The following is a 21839-nucleotide window of genomic DNA, read 5'->3' as shown; positions in this document are numbered from 1 at the left end:
CGACATGAGCAAGAACATCAACGGACTTCTGTGCGTGCTTGCGGCCGCAGCGCTGGCGCATGCGCCGGCGCTGCAGGCCAGGGCGACGGCGGAGGAAGTCGCCCGCCTGGGCAAGGATCTGACCTGCGTCGGCGCCGAGCGCGCCGGCAATGCCGACGGCAGCATCCCCGAATGGAGCGGCAAATGGCTCGGCGTGCCCTCGCACGTCGATTTCAAGGGCACCGGCAATCATCCGGTCAACGCCTACCCCGACGACAAGCCGCTGTTCGTCATCACCGCGGACAACATGGCCCAGTACGCCGAGCGTCTGTCGGACGGGCAGAAAGCCCTGTTCGAGAAGTACCCGAAGACCTTCCGCATGCCGGTCTATCAAAGCCGGCGCGACTTCCGCTTGCCGGATTTCGTCTGCGAGGTGACGCGGCGCAACGCCGCCGAGGCCGAGCTGGTCGATGACGGCGAAGGCGTGATCGCCACCACCGGCGGCATCCTGTTCCCCTTCCCGAAGAGCGGGCTGGAGCTGTTGTGGACCTCGTCGATCTTCACCTTCCGGCCCTTCTCCGAGGAACTGATCTCGGACAACGCCTATGTGCTCGCGGACGGCAAGGTCAACTGGGGGCGGGTCAAGTCGCGCAACCTCGCCGCGCACCTGGCGCCGGATGCCAGATGGAGCACCACCGACGGTCGCCAGTCGTCCTTCTACCTGAACGAAACCCTGCTGCCCGAACGCGACAAGGGCGAGATCAATACCGGCGTGGAGTTCTGGAACCACAAGGCCAAGCCGCGCCAGAGCTGGCGCTACGACCCCGGCACCCGCCGCGTGCGGCAGTCGCCGGGTTATGGCTTCGACATGTCCTTCCCCGGCTCCGGCGGCTCGATCACGGTCGACGAGGTGCGGCTGTTCAATGGGACGCCCGAACGCTACGAATGGCGGATCGTCGGCAAGCGCGAGCTGTACATCCCCTACAACGCCTACCGGCTGCATTCGCCGGCGGTGAAATATGCGGAGCTGATCCAGCCGGGCCACATCAATCCCGATCACATGCGCTACGAGCTGCACCGCGTATGGGTGCTGGAAGCCCAGCTCAAGGAGGGTTTCCGCCACCTGTACAGCAAGCGCGTGATGTACATCGACGAGGATAGCTGGCTGATGATGATGGGCGAGAACTACGATGCCCGTGGCGGCCTGTGGCGGACATCGATGATGAACTACTTCTACGCCTACGAAGCCAATACCTGGCAGGCGGGTGTGGGGCTCTATCACGATCTGCAGAGCGGGACCTACCTGGCTTTCAACCTGGTGAACGAGCAGCGCAACGGCTACACGCTCAACACCGGCAAGCTGAGCGACAAGGATTTCGGTCCGGAAGCGGCGCGCCGGTCCGGCTTGTGATCCGGGCCCGGAAACGGGCGGAAGGGGCGGCGGACGCGATGTGTCCGCCGCCCTTTTTTCTTGCCTGCCACGGCCTGTGGCCTCGTCCCTTGCTGTTAGTCCCATCGGACGATGGCGCGGAAGAGGCGTTTCCATACTCTCGTGGCAAAGGGCCGATTCGGCGCCGGAGACGCCGGCGGAGTCGGGATCATCATCGGCAGGAGAGGCCGCGCCGGGTGCGCGGCGGCCGCGACGAGGAGACGGAACATGGCAGGTCGTTTGCAGGGCAAGGTGGCGTTCGTGACGGGCGGCGGCAGCGGCATCGGTGCCGCGACCGCGCAGCGCTTCGCGCAGGAAGGCGCGACGGTGGTGGTGTGCGGCCGCCGCCGCGAGCCGCTGGACGAAACCGTGGCGCGCATCGCCGCGGCCGGCGGCAAGGCCGAGGCGGTGGTGGCCGACGTCAGCGACGAAGCCGCCTTCACCGCCGCGCTGGAAGCCGCGGCGGCACGCCACGGCGGCCTCGACGTGCTGGTCAACAACGCCATGGCCTACACCTGGGGCGCCATCGAGGACATGAGCACCGCCGACTGGCACGCCAACTTCGCCACCTCGGTCGACGGCACCTTCTGGGGCACGCGCGCCGCGCTGCGGCTGATGAAGGGCAAGGGCGGCGCGGTGGTCAATCTGTCGTCGATCTGCGGCCAGCTCGGCACGCCGTGGATGGCCGGTTACTCGGCGGCCAAGGCGGCGGTCGACAACTTCTCGCGCGCCGCGGCGGCCGAAGGCGCGCCGCACGGCATCCGCGTCAATGTGGTGATCCCCGCCGTGGTCGAGACGCCCGCCACCGCCGGCATGCTGGCCGACGAGGCTTCGCGCCGCAACACCGAGAAGCTGATCCCGATGGGGCGCGTCGGCCAGCCGGACGAACTGGCCAATGCCATCCTGTTCCTCGCCAGCGACGAAGCCTCCTACATCACCGGCGCCAGCCTGCCGGTCGACGGCGGCCGTTCGTCGGTGCTGGTGACCGCGCTGTGAGTACCGGCATGGCCGCCTTCCCGCACCTGTTCAGCCCGCTGCGGCTGGGCGAGCTCGAACTGGCCAACCGCATCGTGATGGCGCCGATGACGCGCAACCGCGCCGACGCCCGGGGCGTGCCCGGCGAACTGATGGTGGCGTACTACGCCCAGCGCGCCGATGCCGGCCTGATCGTCGCCGAAGGTGCCTGGCCGAGCGCCGCCGGACAGGCCTATTGCCGCCAGCCGGGCATCGCCACGTCGGCGCAGATCGACGGCTGGCGCAAGGTCACCGAGGCCGTGCATGCGCGCGGCGGACGCATCGTGCTGCAGATCATGCACGCGGGCCGGATCGGCAGCCGCCACATCAAGGGCGAGGGCGTCGATACCGTGGCGCCGTCGGCGATCCGCGCCGCCGGCGAAGTCTTCACCGACAGCGCCGGCATGCAGGCTTACGACATGCCGCGCGAACTGGCCGCGGACGAAGTCCGCGCGGTGGTGGCCGAGCACCGCCAGGCGGCGCTGAATGCGCGCAGGGCCGGCTTCGACGGTGTCGAACTGCATTGCACTAGCGGCTACCTGCCGATGCAGTTCATGTGTTCCGGCACCAACCAGCGTGGCGACGAATACGGCGGCGACGCCGGCAACCGGGTGCGTTTCGTGCTGGAGTGCCTGCAGGCGATGGCCGATGCGATCGGGCCGGGCCGGGTGGGGCTGCGCTTCAACCCGGGCAACACCTACAACGACACCGCCGATGCCGACCCGGCGGCGACCCACGCGGCGCTGGCGAGCCAGGCAGGACGGCTGGGCCTGGCTTACGCGCATGTGATGCGCGCGCCGGTGCCGGACATCGATGCCTTCGGCCTCGCGCGCGAAGGTTTCGGCGCCGCGCTGATCCTCAACGACGGTTTCGATGGCGCCACGGCCGAGGCCGCCGCGGCGGACGGCAGCGCCGCCGCGGTGTCCTTCGCGCGGCATTTCATCGGCAATCCGGACCTGGTGCGGCGGCTGCGCGACGGCCTGCCGCTGGCGCGTTTCGACCGTAGGACGCTGTATACGCCGGGCGCCGAAGGCTATACCGATTACCCGGCGGCCGAGGAGGCAGAAGCATGATCTATTGGGAAGACATGGTGCTGGACGAAGCGCGCGAATCGCCCGAACGCTACGTGCTGAGCGCCGAGAACATCAAGGCTTTCGCCACCGAGTGGGATCCTTTCCCGCCGCACATCGACGAAGCCGCGGCGGCGAAATCGCCGATCGGGCAGTTGTTCGCGGCCGGTGTGCACCTGCTGTCGATCACGATCCGGCTGAGCCACGGCATCCCCAGCGGCGAGACCGCGTCGATCGCCGGCCGCGGCTGGGACAGGCTGCGCTTCCATCGTCCCGGCGTGGCCGGCGACGAACTGCGGGCGCGGGTGACCCACGTCGAGCGCGGGCCGGGTTCGAAGCCGGACCGCGGCGTGGTGACCTCGCGCTTCGAGCTGCTGAACCAGCGCGGCGAGGTGGCCGTCAGTTTCGATGCCCAGGTCGTGATGCTGCGCCGCGAGCCGCTCGCGGCCTGACAAAAACCAAGCAAGGAGAACATCTTGAAGATTCTTGTCCCGGTGAAGCGGGTCGTCGACTACAACGTGAAGGTACGGGTCAAATCCGACAACAGCGGGGTCGAGCTGGCCGGCGTGAAGATGTCGATCAATCCCTTCGACGAGATCGCCGTCGAGGAGGCCGTGCGCCTGCGCGAAGCAGGCACGGCGACCGAGGTGGTGGCGGTGAGCTGCGGCACCGCCGCGGCGCAGGAAACCCTGCGCGGCGCGCTGGCGATGGGGGCGGACCGCGCCATCCTCGTCGAAACCGATGCCGAGCTGCAGCCGCTGGCGGTGGCCAGGCTGCTGAAGGCGGTGGCCGAGCGGGAACAGCCGACGCTGGTGATCTGCGGCAAGCAGGCGATCGACGACGACGCCAACCAGACCGGGCAGATGCTGGCCGGCCTGCTGGGCTGGGCGCAGGCGACCTTCGCCTCGAAGCTGGTGCCGGATGGCGGCAAGACGCGCGTCACGCGCGAGATCGACGGCGGCCTGGAAACGATCGAGCTCAGCCTGCCGGCGGTCGTCACCGCCGACCTGCGGCTGAACGAGCCGCGCTACGCGACGCTGCCCAACATCATGAAGGCGAAGAAGAAGCCGCTCGACGTGCTGCCGGCGGCCGGACTGGGCGTGGATGTCGCGCCGCGCCTGCGCCACGTGCGCCATGCCGAACCGGCGGCGCGCAAGGGCGGGGTCAAGGTGGCCGACGTGGCCGAACTGGTGAACAAGCTTCGCAACGAAGCGAAGGCGATCTGAGGCGGACGATGAAGACCCTGGTCATTGCGGAACACGACAACAAGCAACTGGCGGCGGCGACGCTCAATGCCGTCACTGCCGCAGCGCATTTTGGCGGCGAGATCGACCTGCTGGTGGCCGGCGCGGATTGCGGCGGGGTCGTCGCGCAGGCATGCGCGGTGGCCGGCGTGGCGCGCGTCTTGAAGGCGGATGCGGCCCACTATGCCGATGCGCTGGCGGAAAATCTGGCTGTCCTGATCCAGCGCGTGGCGGGCGAAAACGGTTACCGCGCCGTGCTTGCCGGGGCGTCGGCTTTCGGCAAGAATCTCGCCCCTCGCGTGGCGGCCCTGCTCGACGCGGCGGCGGTTTCGGACGTGGTGGCGATCGCCGCGGCGGGACGCTACGAGCGGCCGATCTACGCCGGCAACGTGCTGGTGGCGGTCGAATCGGACCAGGCGCTCGACGTGCTGACGGTGCGCACCACGGCCTTCGATGCCGCCGCCGGCGGCGGTGCCGCGGCAGTGGTGGAGATCGCGGCAGGCCCCGATCTGGCACTGTCGCGCGTGCTCGGCCGCGAACTGAGCAAATCCGAGCGGCCGGAACTCGGCGCAGCGGCGGTCGTCGTATCCGGGGGCCGCGGGCTGGGCAGCGGCGAGAACTATCACCGCATCCTCGATCCGCTGGCGGACGTGCTTGGGGCCGCACTCGGCGCTTCGCGTGCGGCGGTCGACGCGGGCTTCGTGCCCAACGACTACCAGGTCGGCCAGACGGGCAAGATCGTCGCGCCGGGCCTGTACCTCGCGGTGGGCATCTCGGGGGCCATCCAGCATCTGGCCGGCATGAAGGATTCGAGGGTGATCGTGGCGATCAACAAGGATCCGGACGCACCGATCTTCCAGGTGGCGGATTACGGCCTGGTTGCCGACCTGTTCGAGGCCGTGCCCGCGCTGACTTCGAGCCTGGCAGCAGTCTGAGACGGCAAGCCTTCCGGCTGCCGGCATGAAACTGAAGGGGAAGGGCTGTGAGCGACATTGAACTGGGACTGCCGGAATACGACGCGATCGTTTCGGCGCTTTACGATGCGTCGCTCGACAGCCGGCGCTGGGGCGAGGCGCTGGAACGGTTCCGCGTGCTGTTCCAGGCCAACTACGCGACCCTGATCCTGCGCAGCCCGGAAGTGGCCAATCTCGGGATGATGATCGCCGTGGGCGTGGAAGGGGGCGACAAGGTCACCTACCTGCCCTATGGCCATTCGATGACGCCCTTCGCCAACCAGCCGGCCGACAAGGTCTTCCTGGTGCAGGACCTGATGACCGAGTCCGAATGGCGGCGCACGGCCTATTACCAGCACTGGTGTGAGCCGGTCAACGTGTTCCACGTCATGGGCGCCGACATCTCGACGCCCGATTCGGGCAAGCTGCGTTTCCGCCTGACGCGTCCCGAATCCGCGCCGCGCTTCAGCGACCTGGATCGCGCCCGCTGCGAGGCGCTGCTGCCGCACCTGCGGCGGGCGCTGCACATCCATAACCTGCTCGACCGCAGCGAATCGCTCGGCACGCTGTATTCGCAGGCCATCGGGCGCCTGTCGGTGGGCACCATCGTGCTCGACGACGGCGGCCGGGTGCTGGAACAGAACCTGATCGCGCGCGAGCTGCTCGAGGCCAGCGACGGCCTGAAGCTGGTCGGCGGCAGGCTCGAAGCCTCCTATCCGAGCGACAACCGCGAGTTGCAGTCGCTGATCCGCAATGCCTTCGTGCGCCAGCGCCCGGACGGCGGCGATGCGCTGATGGCGGCGTCGGCGATGTCGGTGTCGCGGCCGTCGGGGCTGGTCAGCCTGGGCGTGGTGGTCGAGCCGGTGCCGTCGCAGGAATGGGCCGAAGGCAAGGGCCAGCCCTCGGTGCTGGTCTATATCCGCGACGCCACCGGCAAGTCGCTGGCGAGCACGGCGGCAGCGAAGCAGTTGTTCAACCTGACGCCGGCCGAAACCGCGCTGGCGATGGAACTGGCCAACGGCCTGTCGCTGGAAGAGGCGGCCGAGGCGCTGAACATCCGCCGCAACACCGCGCGCGCCCATCTGCGTTCGATCTTTTCCAAGACCGGCGTGCGGCGCCAGACCGAACTGGTGCGCATCATGCTCAACAGCGTCGCCGCGCTCAGCCGCAGCCAGTAGGTGCCGGCCTGGGCGCGGCCGGCAGGACCTGCGGACAGGGCTATTCGCCGTCCTGCCGCGCGGGTTCGGCGTAGGCGCCGACGCCAATCAGGTATTGCCCGACGCGCACGATGTAGCTGCGCTTGCCTTCGTTCTTGCGGGTGAGCGGGTTGCGGAAGGTGTAGCGGATTTCGCCTTCGCCCTTGTTGCGGGCGATGTCGATCATGTCCTTGACGAAGTGGCGTCCGTTCACCGGGTCGATCAAGTCGGTGGCCTTGCGCCCGACCAGGCGGGGCTGGCCGCCGTGCGCGTGCATGATCTCGTCGTCGAGGCCGATCACGAAGACGTAGAGGTCGTCCTGGACGAAGCCGCCGTTCAGGCTGTTGAAGCGGGCAAAGGCGTCCTCGCCGCTGAGCTTGAGGGTGTGCACCGCGCGCCAGAGGAGCGATTTCGCCAGTTCGAAGCTGGGATGCGGCGCGTAGTAGCCGATCACCAGGATGTGGTCGCCCACCCGGCGCCAGGATGCGATCTTGGTCTCGTTGACGCCGCGCACGGGGTTGTTCCAGCGGTATTCGATCTGCCCGGCGGGCCGCGCCTTGGCGCTTTCGATCATGTCGCGGAAGAAGAAGCGGCCATCGGTGTCGGTGACGCCGGCCACGTTGCGGCCGATCAGCGTGGTCGAGCTGCCGCCGCTGGCGAGGAAATTGCCCTGGATGTCGAGCACATACACGTAGAGCTCGCCATCGACGAATTCGCCCGCGCGGCTGAAGCCCGCCATGGCCTGGTCGCCATGCGCGCGCAGGTGGGCTTCGGCCTGGTCGAGCAGCACCTGCGCCTTGGCCGCATCGCTGCGCGTGGCGGTTGCGGAGGCGGGCGGAGCGGCGGCATCCGCGGCGTGAAGCGCGCCGGCCAGCAGCGTGCAGCCCAGCGTGACGGCGACGGCGAGGGTCTTGAGCGGTGTCATGGGACGAATCCTCGGTATGGACTTGGCGTCCTGCGATTGTAGGTTCAGGGCGCCGATCCGGTCTTAGTCCGCCTGGACGATGCCGGCGCGGAATGCCGCCGCCGATACTGCCTCATCTTCTTTTGCGCCCTGTGCGGGCATTTCCAGGAGTGATTCGTGACCATTTCCGTCGTCACCGGCTCGGCCTCAGGCATCGGCGCAGCCGTCAGTGAGCAGCTCAAGCGCGCGGGACACCGCGTCATCGGCATCGACCGCCAGAACGCCGACATCGTCGCCGACCTGTCGACCGCGGCGGGACGCAAGGCCGCGGTCGAGGCCGCGCTGGCGGCCTGTGGCGGCACGCTCGACGGCCTGGTCTGCTGCGCCGGCCTCGGGCCGACCGCACCCTCCAGCGGCGTGATCGTCGGCGTGAACTACTTCGGCATGACCGAACTGGTCGATGGCCTGGAAGAGGCGCTGTCGCGGGGCGACAAGCCGGCGGTCCTGCTGATCGGTTCGGTGGCCGCGGTCCACGGCGTCGACAAGCTGCCGATGGTGGCGGCGATGCTGGCCGGCGACGAGGCGGGGGCGCTTGCCCAGGCCGACGAAATGGCCGTGCCGCAGGCCGCCTATTCCGGCTCGAAGTATGCAATCTCGGTGTTTGCGCGCAAGAAGGCGGTCGAGTTCGGGCCGAAAGGCATCCGCATCAACGTGGTCGCGCCGGGCGCGGTCGAGACGCCGCTGTTCGCCGCGTCGCTCGCCGATGCGCGTTATGGCGAGGCCACGCGCAAGTTCGTGGCGCCGGTCGGGCGCCCCGGCAGGCCGGACGAGATCGCCAGCGTGGTCGCCTTCCTGCAGTCGGAACAGGCCAGCTTCGTGCATGGCACGGTCGTCTTCGTCGATGGCGGCATGGATGCGATGACCCGCAGCGACCGCTTCTGACCGTCGCGCTGCAACCGTGTCCAGCCGAACCGGCCCGCGTGGCCGGTTCGGCGTTTACGCTGCCACCGCCGCATGGTCCGAACCGACGATGACGGGCCGCGCCCCGCCGCTAGACTGGCGCCGATGGTTCGATGGAGTGAGGCGATGAACAAGGTGGCTTTCATTACCGGCGCCAGCCGCGGCATCGGCCGCGAGACGGCGCTGGCGTTCGCCCGTGCCGGTTTCGACGTGGCGCTCAGCGCGCGGACGCTGGAAGAGGGCGAGACGCATGCCCATGCGCTGACCCACGCCGATGGCCGCCCGCTTGCCGGCAGCCTTGCCGCCACGGCCGCGGCGGTGCGCGCACTGGGGCGCGAGGCGCTTGCGGTGCGCATGGACCTGCTCGACGAGGACTCGGTGCGCGGCGCGGCCAGTGCGGTACTGGAGCATTTCGGCAGGATCGACGTGCTGGTCAATAACGCGATCTACCAGGGCGCGGACATCAACGCCCCTTTCATGGCGCTGGACGTCGATGGCTTGCAGCGCATGTTCCAGGGCTATGTGGTGGCGCCGATGCTGCTGACGCAGTGCCTGTTGCCGGCGATGCTGGCGCAGGGCGGCGGCACGGTCATCAACGTGAGCTCGGGGGCCGGCGAGAGCGATCCGCCGGTGGCCGCCGGCAAGGGCGGCTGGGGTTACGCCTACGGCGCCGGCAAGGCCGCAGTGTCGCGCCTGTCCGGGGTGCTGGCGGCGGAGTTCGGCGAACGGGGCATCCGCGCCTACACGCTGAATCCGGGCGTGGTGGCGACCGAGGCGCTGCACGCGACCATCGGCGACAAGGGCGTCGTCGCCCTGCGCAACGGGGTGGCGCCGCCCGAGGTGCCGGCTGCCGTGCTGTGCTGGCTGGCGACTGCGGCGGAGGCCGCCCGCTTCCAGCGCCGTACCATCCAGGCACAGCCTTTCGCCCTCGAGCACGGCATCGTGTCCGACTGGCGCGAACCGGCGGCCGGGCTCGCCTGAGCCGGTTTTGCCGCATTCATTGACAGAGGAGTAGCACTTTTGATGAGCATCGAACGCGAATCGATGGAGTTCGACGTGCTGATTGTCGGCGGCGGCCCCGCGGGGCTGTCGGCGGCGATCAGGCTCAAGCAGCTGGCGTCGGCCAAGGGCCAGGAACTGTCGGTGTGCCTGATCGAGAAGGCTGCCGAGATCGGCGCCCACATCCTGTCGGGCGCGGTGATGGACCCGCGGGCGCTGAGCGAGCTGCTGCCGGACTGGAAGGAGCAGGGCGCGCCGCTCAAGACCGCGGTGACCGAGGACAAGGTGCTGTTCCTCGACGAGAGCGGCGCGCGCCAGATCCCCAACGGGCTGCTGCCGGACTGTTTCGTCAACCACGGCAACTACATCGTGCGCTTGGGCAACGTGGTCAAGTGGCTCGGCGAGCAGGCCGAGACGCTGGGGGTGGAAGTCTATCCGGGCTTCGCCGGCGCCGAGATCCTGTACGACGAGGCCGGTGCGGTGAAGGGCGTGGCCACTGGCGACATGGGCCTGAACCGCGACGGCACGCCCGGCCCGCACCACCAGCCGGGCATGGAACTGCACGCCAAGTACACCCTGTTCGCCGAAGGCTGTCGCGGCCACCTGGGCAAGCAACTCGAGGCGAAATACAAGTTGCGCGACGGCGCCGACCCGCAGACCTACGGCATCGGCATCAAGGAGCTGTGGGAGGTCAAGCCTGAGAATCACCGTCCCGGCCTGGTGGTGCACACCGCCGGCTGGCCGATGGACAGCGCCACCTACGGCGGCGGCTTCGTCTATCACCTCGAGGACAACCTGGTCGCGGTCGGCTACGTCGTCGGGCTGAACTACAGCAACCCGCACCTGTCGCCCTTCGAGGAGATGCAGCGCTACAAGACCCACCCCGAGATCCGCAAATATCTCGAAGGTGGCAAGCGGCTGCAGTACGGCGCCCGCGCCATCGCCGCGGGCGGGCTGCAGAGCCTGCCGCGGCTGATCTTCCCGGGCGGCGCGCTGATCGGCGACGATGCCGGCTTCCTCAACGCCGCGCGCATCAAGGGCAGCCACGCGGCGATCAAGTCGGGCATGCTCGCGGCCGAAGCGGCCTTCGAAGCGCTCGAGCAGCAGCGCCAGCGCGATGCGCTGACCGCCTACCCGTCGGCCTTCCAGGATTCCTGGCTGCACGCCGAGCTGCACAAGACGCGCAACTTCAAGCCCTACATGAAAAAGGGCCTGTACCTGGGCTCGCTGCTGTTCGGCATCGATCAGGTGCTGTTCAAGGGCAAGGTGCCGTGGACGCTGCACAACACGGCGGATCACACGGCGCTCAAGCCCGCAGCCGACTGCGCGAAGATCGACTACCCGAAGCCGGACGGCGTGCTGAGCTTCGATCGGCTCTCTTCGGTGTTCCTGTCGAACACCAACCACGAGGAAGAGCAGCCCTGCCACCTGCAGTTGAAGGACGCCACGGTGCCGATCACGATCAATCTCGCCAGGTACGATGCGCCCGAGCAGCGCTACTGCCCGGCCGGGGTGTATGAGATCGTGCGGGAAGAGGCCGGCCCGCGGCTGCAGATCAACGCGCAGAACTGCGTGCACTGCAAGACCTGCGACATCAAGGACCCGACCCAGAACATCAACTGGGTCGTGCCCCAGGGCGGAGAGGGGCCGATCTACCAAGGAATGTGATACCAGGCGTACCATCGCGTCCTTCCTGCCCCTGCGCGCTGCCGGCGCGCGTTTCCGGACTGCGATGCGCAAGATCATCCACTGCGATTGCGACTGCTTCTACGCCTCGGTCGAGATGCGCGACGACCCGGCGCTGCGTGGACGGCCGCTTGCGGTCGGCGGGCGGGCGGAAACGCGCGGCGTGATCGCCACCTGCAACTACGAGGCGCGCGCCTTCGGCGTGCATTCGGCGATGCCGACCGCGCGGGCGCAGCAACTCTGTCCGCAGCTCCTGCTGCTGCCGCCGGATTTCGAGCGCTACCGCGCGGCGTCGAAGCAGATCCTCGCCATCTACCGCGACTACACGCCGCTGGTCGAGCCGCTGTCGCTCGACGAAGCCTATCTCGACGTCAGCGGCGTCGATCGCTGCAAGGGCTCGGCCACCTTGATGGCCGAGGAGATCCGCGGCCGCATCCGCGCCGAAGTCGGTATAACCGCGTCTGCCGGCATCGCGCCCAGCAAGTTCGTCGCCAAGGTGGCGAGCGACTGGAACAAGCCGGATGGGCAGTTCGTGGTGCGGCCCGAGGAAGTCGATGCCTTCGTCGCCGCGCTGCCGGTGAAGAAGATCTTCGGCGTCGGCAAGGTCACGGCGGCGCGACTGCAGGCGCTGGGGGTGAACACCTGCGGCGACCTGCGCGCCTGGAGCCTGGCCGAGCTGGCGCAGGAATTCGGCAGCTTCGGCGCCAGCCTGTACCGCCTGTGCCGGGGCATCGACGAACGGCTGGTGTGCCCCGACCGCATCCGCAAATCCTTGTCGATCGAGACCACTTACGTCACCGACCTGCCCGATCTCGAAGCCTGCCGGACCGAACTGAAAGTGCTGATCGGCGAGTTCGGCGAGCGCTTCGACCGCGCGCGCGAGACACGGCCGGTGCACAAGGCGGTGGTCAAGATCCGATTCGACGATTTTTCCCGCACCACCGCCGAATGCGTCTGCGAGGCGCCGGACGAGCAGGTGTGGCTGGCGCTGCTCGACGAGGCGCATGCGCGCAAGGCGCGGCCGGTGCGGCTGCTGGGGGTCGGCGTGCGTTTCGCCGAGGATGAGGGCGCGGCAGCCGGCGCCGGGCAGATCGCGCTGGATTTCGCCGGCTGAGCCTTGTTTGCTCATTATCTTTCCACCCCCTGATCCGGCAGTCTGCCGACCTTTCTCGACCTTCCCTGCAGGACATATCCCGATGGCCGAACGTGCCGATGCCGCAGCCCTCGCTGACGGCGATCCTCCCTCCGTGATGCCCGCGCACGAACAGCCGGCAAGCCTTGCGACGCTGTACCGCGAGTTGTGGCGGCACGCGGCGGGCGCGCGCCACCTGATCCTGTTTGCCTTCGCGCTGCTGCTGGTGTCCCAGCTTTTCAAGCTCGGCGTGCCCTGGCTGGCGGGCAATGCGATCAACGCCATCCAGGCCGGCGGCGTGGAAGGGCTGCCGGGGGCGTCGCGCTGGCTGGCGCTGGTGTTCGCCGCCATCGTTGCCAGCTGGCTGCTGCACGGGCCGGGCCGCATCCTCGAGCGCAACGTCGCGCTCAAGGTGCGCGAGCGCATGTCGGCGCTGCTCGTCGGGCGCCTGGTGGGCGCGCCGCTGGCCTGGCACGAAGGCCACCATTCGGGCGAAACCACCCACCGCGTGCAGCAGAGCACGCGCGCGCTGTACGACTTCGCCCAGAGCCAGTTCATCTATTTGCAGAACACGGTGAAGCTGGTCGGGCCGATCATCGCGTTGTGGCTGATCTCGCCGCTGGTCGGCATCGTCGCGATGCTGGGCTACGGCCTGATCGGCCTGCTGATCACCCGTTTCGACCGCGTCATGATGCGCATCGCGCTGGACGAGAACCGCGCCGAGCGCGCCTATTCGGCTACGCTGGTGGATGTGCTGGGCAATGTGTTCTCGGTGCTGGCGCTGCGCCGGGGAGAGGGCGTGGCTCAATTGATCGGCAAACGCCTGGCGGCGGTGTTCGGCCCGTTGCGGCGCGGCATCGTGCTCAACGAACTGAAGTGGTGCACCGTCGACCTGCTGGCGAATGCGCTGTGGTGCGTGCTGGTCGTCGTGTATGCGGCCGAGGCTGCCGGGCTGATCGAGTTTGGTGGCGGCGCGGCCGTGCTGGCCGGCGCGGCTGGCGGCATCGCGCTGGGCAAGGTCTTCATGGTGTACGAATACGCGCAGCAGGCCGGCGGCGTGATCACCGCGATCGCGGCGCACTTCCAGTCGCTGGCACGCCAGCGCGCCGACTACGCCACCGCGCAGCCGGTGCTGGAAGCAGGGCAGGCGTCGCCGGTCGTGCCGCTGCTGGACGCCGAGACAGGCGGCTGGCACGAGCTTGAACTGCGGGACGTGCGCTTCGCCCATGCCGCAGCCCGCGGCGGCGCGTCGCTGCGGGTCGAACGGCTCGAATTGGCGCGCGGCCGGCGCTATGCGCTGGTCGGGCCGAGCGGCGGCGGCAAGAGCACCTTGCTGCGCCTGCTGGCCGGGCTGGACGAGGCGCCGGGCTGCAGCCTGCGGATCGATGGCCGGGAAGTGCCCGCCGAGGCGGACACGCTGCGCCACATGGCGACGCTGATTCCGCAGCAGGCCGAGATGTTCGACGGCACGCTGGCCGAGAACCTGCTGCTCGGCGGCGAGGCGCTGGCCGAGCGGATCGCCGCCGCGCTGCATGCGAGCTGCGCCGACGCCATCGTCGATGGACTGGCGGGAGGGCTGGAGTCGCGCGTCAGCGAAGGCGGCGCGAACTGGTCGGGCGGCCAGCGCCAGCGGCTGGCGCTGGCGCGCGGCGTGCTGGCGGCCGAAGGCAGTTCGCTGGTGCTGCTCGACGAACCGAGCAGCAGCCTCGACCCCGAAACCGAAGGCCGGGTTCTACGGCCGCCTGTTCGAGCACTTCGCCGATGCGGCCATCGTGTCCTCGGTGCATCGGCTGCACCTGCTCGACCGCTTCGACGGCGTCATCCTGATGCGCGGCGGACGGATCGAGGCGACCGGCAGCGCCTGGGAACTGGCGCAGTCGTCGGCACTGTTCCGCGAACTGCTCGCCGCGCAGGGGGCGGAGGCTCAGTCGCAGGCGCGCTGAAACCCAGGGGCAGGGAGCGCCGTCAGGCGTTCTTGCGCTTCTGCCACAGCACGTCGCCGCGCCCGCCGGCACGGTTCAGCACGCGGCCGAGCACGAACAGCAAGTCGGACAGGCGGTTGAGATACTGGCGCGGGCCGTCGTTGATCGTTTCCTCCAGCGCCACCGCCACCAGCGCGCGTTCGGCGCGGCGGCACACGGTGCGGGCATGGTGGGCCAGCGCCGCCGCGCGGGTGCCGCCCGGCAGGATGAAGTCCTTCAGCGGTTCGAGCGGCTCGTTGAAGCGGTCCAGCTCGTTTTCGAGGTGGGTCACCTGGCGTTCGGTGATCATGCTCATGCCCGGGATGCACACTTCGCCGCCGAGGTCGAACAAGTCGTGCTGCACGTCGGTCAGCAGTGCGCGCACGTCTTCCGGCAGCTCTTCGCACAGCAGCAGGCCGACGACCGAGTTGGTCTCGTCGATTTCGCCCAGCGCATGGATGCGCAGGCTGTCCTTGGAAACGCGCCTGCCGTCGCCCAGGCCGGTGGTGCCGGCGTCGCCGGTGCGGGTGTAGATCTTGGAAAGGCGGTTACCCATGGCGTGTCGTGCCTCGCTATCGGTTGCGGTTAAGGTTGACGTTCGCGTCAATTATAGGCGAAGGCCCCGGCCGCGCGGGCCGGCTCATGGCCGGTTTAAGCTCATGATAAACTTGCACATTCGCCCGCAGCACGGGCCTATCGTCCAGAAAACACGCCAATCTCCATGAAAGCCGCCGAAATCCGCGAAAAATTCCTCAAGTTCTTCGAGTCGAAAGGGCACCAGATCGTGCCTTCGTCTTCGCTGGTGCCGCACGACGACCCGACGCTGCTGTTCACCAACGCCGGCATGAACCAGTTCAAGGACGTCTTCCTCGGCTTCGACAAGCGCCCCTACAGCCGCGCCACCACCTCGCAGAAATGCGTGCGTGCCGGCGGCAAGCACAACGACCTCGAAAACGTCGGCTACACCGCGCGCCACCACACCTTCTTCGAGATGCTGGGCAACTTCAGCTTCGGCGACTATTTCAAGCGCGATGCGATCGCCTACGCCTGGGAGCTGCTGACCGAAGTCTTCAAGCTGCCGAAGGACAAGCTGTGGGTCACGGTGTATGCCGAGGACGACGAAGCCTACGACATCTGGACCAAGGAAGTCGGCGTGCCCGCCGAGCGCGTGATCCGCATCGGCGACAACAAGGGCGCGCGTTACGCCTCGGACAACTTCTGGATGATGGGCGACACCGGCCCCTGCGGCCCCTGCACCGAGATTTTCTACGACCATGGCCCGCACATCTGGGGCGGCCCCCCGGGATCGCCCGAAGAGGACGGCGACCGCTACATCGAGATCTGGAACAACGTGTTCATGCAGTTCAACCGCGACGAGCAGGGTGTGATGCATCCGCTGCCCAAGCCTTCGGTGGATACCGGCATGGGCCTGGAGCGTGTTTCGGCGGTGCTGCAGGGCGTGCATGCCAACTACGAGATCGACCTGTTCCAGGCGCTGATCAAGGCCGCCGCGCGTGAGACTTCGGGCGCCGACATGGATTCGCCGTCGCTGAAGGTGCTGGCCGACCACATCCGTGCCTGTGCCTTCCTGATCGCCGACGGCGTCATTCCGGGCAACGAAGGCCGCGGCTACGTGCTGCGCCGCATCATCCGCCGCGCCATCCGCCACGGCTACAAGCTCGGCGCGCGCGCCGCCTTCTTCCACCGCCTGGTGCCCGATCTGGTCGCCGAGATGGGCGCCGCCTATCCCGAACTGAAGGACGGCGAGCGCCGCATCACCGAAGTGCTGCGCCAGGAAGAGGACCGCTTCTTCGCCACCATCGAAAACGGCATGGCCATCGTCGAAGCCGAACTCGCCGCGATGGAAAAGGCCGGCAACAAGATCTTCGACGGCGGCACTGCGTTCAAGCTGCACGATACCTACGGCTTCCCGCTCGACCTCACCGCCGACATCTGCCGCGAGCGCGAGGTGACGGTGGATGCCGCCGCCTTCGACGCCGCGATGGCGCGCCAGAAGGAGCAGGCGCGCGCCGCCGGCAAGTTCAAGATGGCGATCAACCTCGAATACGACGGCCCGGCGACCACCTTCCACGGCTACGAGCGCCTGGAGGAAAAAGGCAACATCCTCGCGCTGTACAAGGACGGCGCCGCGGTCAATGAACTGCTCGAAGGCGAAATGGGCGTGGTGGTGCTCGACAACACCCCATTCTACGCCGAATCCGGCGGCCAGGTCGGCGACCGCGGCGAACTGCGCGCCACCGGCGGCATCTTCGGCGTCGAGGACACGCAGAAGGTCCAGGCCGCGGTGTTCGGCCACCATGGCGTGGTGCGTACCGGCAAGCTGTCGGTCGGGCAGGGCGTCGCCGCCCGCGTCGACGTCGCCGCCCGTGCCGCCACCGCGCGCAACCACTCCGTCACCCACATCATGCACAAGGCGCTGCGCCAGGTGCTCGGCGCCCACGTGCAGCAGAAAGGCTCGCTGGTCGATCCGGACAAGACCCGCTTCGACTTCGCCCACACCGCGCCGATGACGGCCGAGGAAATCCGCGAGGTCGAGGAAATCGTCAACCGCGAAATCCTCGCCAACTCGCCGACCCAGGCCGAAGTGATGGCGCTGGAAGCCGCGCAGCAGTCCGGCGCGATGATGCTGTTCGGTGAAAAGTACGCCGACGAAGTGCGCGTGCTGTCGATCGGTTCCTCCAAGGAACTGTGCGGCGGCACCCACGTCGCGCGCACCGGCGACATCGGCCTGTTCAAGATCGTCGCCGAAGGCGGCGTCGCCGCCGGCATCCGCCGCATCGAAGCGATCACCGGCGAAAACGCGCTGCGCTACGCCCAGGAACAGGAACGCCGCGTGCAGGGCATGTCGGCGCTGCTCAAGGTCCAGCCCGACGAGGTCGCCGAACGCGTCGCCGGCATCCTCGACAACGTCCGCGCGCTGGAAAAGGAACTCGTCCGCCTCAAGGGCAAGCTTGCCGCCAGCCAGGGCGACGACCTGGCGAACCAGGCGGTCGAAGTCGGCGGCATCAAGGTGCTGGCCGCCACGCTCGACGGCGCCGACGTGCCGACGCTGCGCGAGACCATGGACAAGCTCAAGGACAAGCTCAAGACCGCCGCCATCGTGCTGGCCTCGGTGACGGACGGGAAGGTCTCGCTGATCGCGGGCGTCACCGCCGACAGCACATCGAAGATCAAGGCCGGCGAGCTGGTCGAACTTTGTCGCCCAGCAGATCGGCGGCAAGGGCGGCGGCCGGCCGGACATGGCCCAGGCCGGCGGCACCCAGCCGGAAAACCTGCCGGCGGCGCTGGCGGGGGTCAGGGAGTGGGTGAGCGGGAAGCTCTGACGGGTTGCGGCTTTACAATGGCCTGATGAAAAATGGCTGGAAGGGAAATACCCTTCCAGCCATTTTGTTCTGTGGCTTGAATTGGATAGAGCGTTATTTTTTGGGGGTGCAGAATTTCCCATAAGGCGTTCGATTCGTTATGGATTGCCCCTGCGGGTTGGCGCTCTTGATCTCGGCAGCCCTTTTCACGATGCTGGCGGCGTCATTCTCCCGTCCAGTCTCCGATAACGCGGCAGAGTATTCAGACAGTACATCGGCGTACGCGACGGGCGCCTTCTCCTTGGCTTCTGCTCTATCCAGTTCAATCAGGGCGCGTTCGAAATAATCGATTGAAGCCTGGAATTTCTGTTGGTCGAATGTCAGTCGGGCCAACTCAGTAAGGGTCAAATAGAGTGGATTGCCAGCCTCTTTGTCCAGATCATGAGCAAGTTTCAACTCTGATTCAGAGAGATCAAAGAAGCATGTCGCCCCGAGTGATCGTCCATACTCGTAAGTTAAAACCGCACGTGTTGTTGGCGGCAGTTTTGCTTGTTCGGCATTGACTACTGCGCGCGCGTAGGCCCTGCGAGCCGCATCCCAGTCGCCTTTGGCCTGAGCTTGAGCTCCCATCAAGGTGTAGTTCTGTGCGTTCCTTTTGTGGAGCTCCGAGGCGCAACCGGTTAGCGAAACGGACAAAATAAGAAAGTAAACTGCTTTCATAGCGAGATGAGAAGTCGGATCTGGCTCGGGGGGATATGTCTGTCAATCATATCATTTCGGATGGGTATTCTGTAGCTACAGGTTTTCGATGTCGAGCTCACCATCGATGTCGGCGACGATGCCCTTGCCCTGGATGAAGGCGCCTCTGATCGCAGTGTCAACGCCGGAGCGGACAGTGAGCGTATCGGTGGTCGCGTCCAGTTCAAATCGCTGCTGCCGGCCTTGTCGAGGGCGTGCGGCTGTCGATGGCCTCCCTGGCTGTCGAAGCGAGTGGCGATCTGGCCGTCCTTGCTGGTGATGGTCATGCGCTGGCTGGCCATCACCGCATCGTAGGCATTCATGCCCGCCAGCGCGGTGCTGGCCGCGGCGAGCGTTCATGCGCATGCCACTGGAGGCACTGGTAGCCTTGAGAGTCCGGCTGGTTTTTGATCGGATTGGGTGTCAAGCCCAATCAATTGAACCATCTGGTAGTGCCCATCCAATACCTGCTGGGCATGATTCGGTAAAAAACCAGACGCCATTGTTTACATCTTCGTCATTTTCAGGGAATGATAAATGGAAATTATTTATCACGTCTTCAATGGGGCGTCGATTAATACTCCATTTTTTGCTAAATTTATAATTCCATCGGACAGCATACGATTAAATACCCATAGGAATTTAGTTTTCCTGTCATTGTAGGATTTACCGTTTTCTTCTAGATAAAGCCAAACGGCATCAAGAGCCATTCCTTGCGTGTTATCAATGATAAATTTAAATTATTCATCTGAAAGCATATGCTTACCTGAATTTTAATTAAAGCTGTTTGACTCCGGAATTGATTTTTTGATTTAGCGGGCTGGGTGAGGTTTCTTCGAAGTGTTCTATAGCATCTCTCGCCAATGGATAGGGCCTTTTTCAGATGAATCTCTTGAGGCCTCTAGCACACGATCGACTAATTCAGGTGGACCGGCAATCGCAGTTCCTCCGTAACCGTCGTAAACTGATAGCACGATGAAGCTCAACGGGTAGGAGAAATACATATCTTCCCGCCAATCCGAGATGCGCTGTCGGCCCAAATCTGATAGATCTTTATCAAACATCCATGAGCCAAATTGAATCTGATTAAAAATCCAAAAATCAGGATCACTCAATCGCATAGTCACGACAGGTCCTGTCTTGCCCATTTTTTTTCGTTTCAGTGATGTGGCGTAGATTGGAGAAATTTTTTTCTGCCTCCACCAATGAATCAAGGCTTCTGCTTCGGTGTTGAGTTCCCCCGAATTGTTATCGCTGATAATTGCCTTCCACGATTGACGTTCCACTTCAACGAGGTTGAAGCTGAGATCGTCGGTGACCAAATTGATCATCTGATCGATCAAGTCGGGAGGAAGTTTTTCAAGGAAAAATGAATTAAGAATGGTCGAAATCGCCCTTTCAATTGAAGCTTCTTGTTTAGATCGAAAATTTCGTCGCATCAGCTCTTACCTCCAAGTCGAATTGCTGAGCAGCCGGCGGTGGTAGGGTGAAGCGTGAGTCGGTCTCGATGAGTGGGATTAGTCCGGCTTACTCTCAGGGTTTTTCTCTTCTTCGGTGTAGGTTTTTCGTGCTTCGCGCCAAGTGAATTTCTCGAAGGGCTTGATGCGGGGAGCGGCTGCCTGTGATTCGTAGCAAGAAAATCCGGCCATTGGAAAGCCAACTCCCCATACTAGTCAGCGGAAAATCCCTTCCTCTATTTTAATGTAAGCGTAAAGCATTAAAGCTATACCGGTGATCCCAATAATTCAACCAAGCCAGTAATTCATATGACCATCTTCGATAATTCGAATTATTGAGCCCTTTTTGACTGGTCATGACGATTTTGGACGCTTGATATTCATTGATGATTCTATTTTTTTGATTTCTATCAGGGCTTCGGGGCTTGGTGTGAAATTGCTGCTTTCAATTTCAGATATTATTGCATCGTATGCTAGGTCGCATTCATTGTGCTCTGCATCTTGTCGGGCATATTTGATGGCCTCTGGGCGCAGTTGGTCTTCAAATTTTTTTAAGAAATTAAGTATCAAGAATTCCGGCGTGGACTCGGTTTTCATTGTTTATTCCTGGTGATTTTAATCGGGTGGCCAGTGAAAACGTAAGCTTCCCTGTCAAGCAGACAGTTGATAACTAGAGTCTGCGGCAGTTGTGCTCCTGGTCAAGAACTGCCTCGGAGGCACCCCACCCAACGCGTCATGAGGGCGGCGCTCGTTGTATTCGAGTAGCCACTCTTCGGTGATGTGTTGTACCTGCTCGATCGACTTGAACAGGCATGCATCCAGTACCTCTGTGCGGTAAGTACGGTTGAAACGCTCGATATAGGCATTCTGATTGGGTTCGCCCGGTTCAATGAAGCGCAGCGCAATGCCCTTCGCTGCGGCCCACTCCATGAATGCTTGTGAGGTCATCTCGGGGCCATTATCCAGACGAATTGCACCCGATGTGCCATACCACTCGATCAGTCGGCTGAGCGTGCGAATCAAACGTCGTGCAGGAATGGATGTACCCACCTCGATCGCCAGTGCCTCCCGGTTGGCTTCATCGATCACATTCAGTGTCCTGAAACGCCTTCCGTCGTAGAGTGCGTCGTGCATGAAGTCCAGCGCCCAACCTGCATTGACCTGGCGACTCGCCTGCAAGGGCGCGGGGACGCGTTGTGGCACACGTCGCTTCGTTCTCCTGGGAAGGTTCAAACCCATCTGGCAATAGACGCGCCATACCTTTTTGTGATTCCATCCAGGCGCAGCCGCTGATAGCATTTCCAGAAACCCCAGCGGCCGTGGCGCTCGACAATGGCGCCCAAGGCTTCGAGTACTGCACGATCCCGCTCCAGCGCGTCAGTCGGCTTGCGATAGAAAGCCGCCCGCGACAGGCCTGCCAGCTCACAGGCCTTCTTGACCGACAGATGATGCTCGTCCGCCATGATCTGCACCACATGCCGCTTCGCAGACGGCGTTACCACTTTCGCGACAAGACATCCTTCATGGCTGCGATCTCCAGCGCCTGCTCCGCATACATGCGCTTCAGTCGGGCATTCTCGGCTTCAAGCTCACGTAGCCGTGTCAGTTCGCTGACCGAAACCCCTGCGTACTTGCTCTTCCAGTTGTAGTACGTTGCAGCACTGATTCCGTGCTTGCGGCACAACTCGGCAACCCCTAGGCCTCCTTCGCCTTCCTTCAAGATCGCCACAATCTGGCTCTCGCTGAACTTACTCTTTCTCATCGCGTCCTCTCCTACCTCTTTGAGGCCGCATT

The 21839-nt window shown here is 65.2% G+C and carries 17 protein-coding genes and 3 pseudogenes; 13 read left to right on the top strand and 7 right to left on the bottom strand.

Features of this window, described 5'->3' with window-relative positions; genetic code table 11:
- Positions 1–4: 4 nt before the first annotated feature.
- From QM748_RS10260 to QM748_RS10230, 7 genes are all read left to right on the top strand, one after another.
- Positions 5–1390: a DUF1329 domain-containing protein gene (locus QM748_RS10260; RefSeq protein WP_415246879.1), complete on the top strand. Its 1386-nt coding sequence runs from the start codon at positions 5–7 to the stop codon at positions 1388–1390.
- Between the two features lie 246 nt (positions 1391–1636).
- Positions 1637–2404, top strand: a complete 768-nt coding sequence (locus tag QM748_RS10255) for an SDR family NAD(P)-dependent oxidoreductase (protein WP_415246878.1) — start codon at positions 1637–1639, stop codon at positions 2402–2404.
- Between the two features lie 8 nt (positions 2405–2412).
- On the top strand, positions 2413–3495 hold the full coding sequence (locus QM748_RS10250) for an alkene reductase (RefSeq protein WP_415246877.1): 1083 nt from the start codon (positions 2413–2415) through the stop codon (positions 3493–3495).
- On the top strand, positions 3492–3944 hold the full coding sequence (locus tag QM748_RS10245) for a MaoC/PaaZ C-terminal domain-containing protein (RefSeq protein ID WP_415246876.1): 453 nt from the start codon (positions 3492–3494) through the stop codon (positions 3942–3944). Before QM748_RS10250 ends, QM748_RS10245 begins: the two co-directional genes overlap by 4 nt.
- 24 nt (positions 3945–3968) lie before the next feature.
- Entirely contained in the window at positions 3969–4718 is a 750-nt protein-coding gene (locus tag QM748_RS10240) for an electron transfer flavoprotein subunit beta/FixA family protein (RefSeq protein ID WP_415246875.1), read from the top strand.
- Positions 4719–4726: 8 nt separating this feature from the next.
- Entirely contained in the window at positions 4727–5671 is a 945-nt protein-coding gene (locus QM748_RS10235) for an electron transfer flavoprotein subunit alpha/FixB family protein (protein ID WP_415246874.1), read from the top strand.
- Between the two features lie 47 nt (positions 5672–5718).
- Positions 5719–6867, top strand: coding sequence for a helix-turn-helix transcriptional regulator (locus tag QM748_RS10230; protein WP_415246873.1), 1149 nt, complete (start codon positions 5719–5721; stop codon positions 6865–6867).
- A gap of 40 nt (positions 6868–6907) precedes the next feature.
- Here QM748_RS10230 and QM748_RS10225 read toward each other — a convergent pair whose 3' ends face one another.
- Complete coding sequence (locus QM748_RS10225; protein WP_415246872.1) at positions 6908–7810, bottom strand: cache domain-containing protein; 903 nt, start codon at positions 7808–7810, stop codon at positions 6908–6910.
- 156 nt (positions 7811–7966) lie between these two features.
- On the opposite strand from QM748_RS10225, the gene QM748_RS10220 reads away from it, so the two are divergent.
- From QM748_RS10220 to QM748_RS10200, 5 genes and pseudogenes are all read left to right on the top strand, one after another.
- The gene (locus QM748_RS10220) at positions 7967–8731 is read left to right on the top strand and encodes an SDR family oxidoreductase (RefSeq protein WP_415246871.1); all 765 of its coding nucleotides are present in this window, start codon (positions 7967–7969) and stop codon (positions 8729–8731) included.
- A gap of 144 nt (positions 8732–8875) precedes the next feature.
- Positions 8876–9730 (top strand): SDR family NAD(P)-dependent oxidoreductase, encoded by an 855-nt coding sequence (locus tag QM748_RS10215; RefSeq protein WP_415246870.1) that lies wholly within the window; start codon positions 8876–8878, stop codon positions 9728–9730.
- A gap of 48 nt (positions 9731–9778) precedes the next feature.
- Entirely contained in the window at positions 9779–11416 is a 1638-nt protein-coding gene (locus QM748_RS10210) for an electron transfer flavoprotein-ubiquinone oxidoreductase (protein ID WP_415248050.1), read from the top strand.
- Between the two features lie 64 nt (positions 11417–11480).
- Entirely contained in the window at positions 11481–12548 is a 1068-nt protein-coding gene (gene dinB, locus QM748_RS10205) for a DNA polymerase IV (RefSeq protein ID WP_415246869.1), read from the top strand.
- Positions 12439–14205, top strand: a pseudogene (locus tag QM748_RS10200) (ATP-binding cassette domain-containing protein); the annotation flags it as partial. The gene dinB and the pseudogene QM748_RS10200, both read left to right, overlap by 110 nt.
- 326 nt (positions 14206–14531) lie before the next feature.
- On the opposite strand, the gene QM748_RS10195 reads toward QM748_RS10200, so the two are convergent.
- Positions 14532–15083 carry a cob(I)yrinic acid a,c-diamide adenosyltransferase gene (locus tag QM748_RS10195; protein ID WP_415248049.1) on the bottom strand — a complete coding sequence of 184 codons (552 nt, stop codon included), beginning with the start codon at positions 15081–15083 and terminating at the stop codon, positions 14532–14534.
- Positions 15084–15248: 165 nt separating this feature from the next.
- On the opposite strand from QM748_RS10195, the pseudogene alaS reads away from it, so the two are divergent.
- Positions 15249–17871: pseudogene (alaS, locus tag QM748_RS10190) on the top strand (alanine--tRNA ligase).
- Between the two features lie 93 nt (positions 17872–17964).
- Here alaS and QM748_RS10185 read toward each other — a convergent pair.
- From QM748_RS10185 to QM748_RS10165, 5 genes and pseudogenes are all read right to left on the bottom strand, one after another.
- Positions 17965–18570, bottom strand: coding sequence for a hypothetical protein (locus QM748_RS10185; protein ID WP_415246868.1), 606 nt, complete (start codon positions 18568–18570; stop codon positions 17965–17967).
- Between the two features lie 75 nt (positions 18571–18645).
- Positions 18646–18948, bottom strand: a complete 303-nt coding sequence (locus tag QM748_RS10180; protein ID WP_415246867.1) for a hemagglutinin repeat-containing protein — start codon at positions 18946–18948, stop codon at positions 18646–18648.
- 485 nt (positions 18949–19433) lie between these two features.
- On the bottom strand, positions 19434–20027 hold the full coding sequence (locus tag QM748_RS10175; RefSeq protein WP_415246866.1) for a hypothetical protein: 594 nt from the start codon (positions 20025–20027) through the stop codon (positions 19434–19436).
- Between the two features lie 372 nt (positions 20028–20399).
- A complete protein-coding gene (locus tag QM748_RS10170; RefSeq protein WP_415246865.1) occupies positions 20400–20642 on the bottom strand; it encodes a MafI family immunity protein in 243 nt (80 codons plus the stop codon).
- Positions 20643–20696: 54 nt separating this feature from the next.
- Positions 20697–21807, bottom strand: a pseudogene (locus QM748_RS10165) (IS3 family transposase).
- Positions 21808–21839: the final 32 nt, after the last annotated feature.

It is taken from the genome of Thauera sp. (genome assembly GCF_047601425.1).
Lineage (GTDB): Bacteria > Pseudomonadota > Gammaproteobacteria > Burkholderiales > Rhodocyclaceae > Thauera.
The sequence above is the reverse complement of the archived record's forward strand: the minus strand, read 5'-3'. Positions and strand labels throughout refer to the sequence as shown.

Coding starts and splice junctions, on each gene's coding strand:
- QM748_RS10260 (WP_415246879.1), top strand. CDS start 5: ATGAGCAAGAACATCAACGGACTTCTGTGCGTGCTTGCGGCCGCAGCG.
- QM748_RS10255 (WP_415246878.1), top strand. CDS start 1,637: ATGGCAGGTCGTTTGCAGGGCAAGGTGGCGTTCGTGACGGGCGGCGGC.
- QM748_RS10250 (WP_415246877.1), top strand. CDS start 2,413: ATGGCCGCCTTCCCGCACCTGTTCAGCCCGCTGCGGCTGGGCGAGCTC.
- QM748_RS10245 (WP_415246876.1), top strand. CDS start 3,492: ATGATCTATTGGGAAGACATGGTGCTGGACGAAGCGCGCGAATCGCCC.
- QM748_RS10235 (WP_415246874.1), top strand. CDS start 4,727: ATGAAGACCCTGGTCATTGCGGAACACGACAACAAGCAACTGGCGGCG.
- QM748_RS10225 (WP_415246872.1), bottom strand. CDS start 7,810: ATGACACCGCTCAAGACCCTCGCCGTCGCCGTCACGCTGGGCTGCACG.
- QM748_RS10215 (WP_415246870.1), top strand. CDS start 8,876: ATGAACAAGGTGGCTTTCATTACCGGCGCCAGCCGCGGCATCGGCCGC.
- dinB (WP_415246869.1), top strand. CDS start 11,481: ATGCGCAAGATCATCCACTGCGATTGCGACTGCTTCTACGCCTCGGTC.
- QM748_RS10195 (WP_415248049.1), bottom strand. CDS start 15,083: ATGGGTAACCGCCTTTCCAAGATCTACACCCGCACCGGCGACGCCGGC.
- QM748_RS10185 (WP_415246868.1), bottom strand. CDS start 18,570: ATGAAAGCAGTTTACTTTCTTATTTTGTCCGTTTCGCTAACCGGTTGC.
- QM748_RS10180 (WP_415246867.1), bottom strand. CDS start 18,948: ATGAACGCTCGCCGCGGCCAGCACCGCGCTGGCGGGCATGAATGCCTA.
- QM748_RS10175 (WP_415246866.1), bottom strand. CDS start 20,027: ATGCGACGAAATTTTCGATCTAAACAAGAAGCTTCAATTGAAAGGGCG.
- QM748_RS10170 (WP_415246865.1), bottom strand. CDS start 20,642: ATGAAAACCGAGTCCACGCCGGAATTCTTGATACTTAATTTCTTAAAA.